The organism is Brevundimonas sp. KM4, from assembly GCF_000964075.1.
Lineage (GTDB): Bacteria > Pseudomonadota > Alphaproteobacteria > Caulobacterales > Caulobacteraceae > Brevundimonas > Brevundimonas huaxiensis.
Window position 1 is genome coordinate 1 of sequence record NZ_JZRG01000039.1, and the last position, 632, is coordinate 632.

1 pseudogene is annotated in these 632 nt (G+C 67.1%); it reads right to left on the bottom strand.

The features are described from left to right. Positions 1-570 (bottom strand): annotated as a pseudogene (locus VH88_RS15850) (transposase); the annotation flags it as partial. Between the last annotated feature and the right edge of the window lie 62 nt (positions 571-632).

A 632-nucleotide genomic window follows, 5' to 3' on the forward strand; every position in this document is an offset into this window, starting at 1 on the left:
TCAGCCGCTCCACGCGGGATCGACCGACCCGACGCCCATGCCGCCGCAGGGTGGCGTGAACGCGCGGCGAGCCGTAACAGCCGCTGCTCTCCGCATGGATCAGCCGGATATCCTCGGTCAGCTCGCGATTGGCGACAGACCGCTGGCTCTCGGGGCGACCGCGCCAGGCGTAGTAACCGCTGGCCGACAAGCCCAGGACCGCGCACATCACGCGAACCGGCCAGACCTGACGATGCTCATCGACGAACCCGAACTTCATCGGGAGGCCGCTCCGAAGATGAGCGCGGCTTTTTTTAGGATGTCCCGCTCCATCCGCAGCTGACCGTTCTCTCGCCGCAACCGGGCCACCTCCGCCGCCAGATCCGACGGCGACGGGGACGACGCCTGCGTTGTGGGGCGCCGCGACGCCCCCGTCGCCTGCACCCCGAACTGCGTCATCCATCGACGAAGCACCGTCTCGTGCAGCCCAAGCTCGCGGGCCACCGCCCCGACGCTCAGGCCGCCGTTGGCGACGCGGTCAACGGCCTCGCGCTTGAAAGAATCCGGAAAGTTCCGGCGTTGAACACTCATCAGACACTCCTCTCCAGCTCCGAAAAGCTAGCATGGGTGTCCACCAAACCGAGGGAGGATCA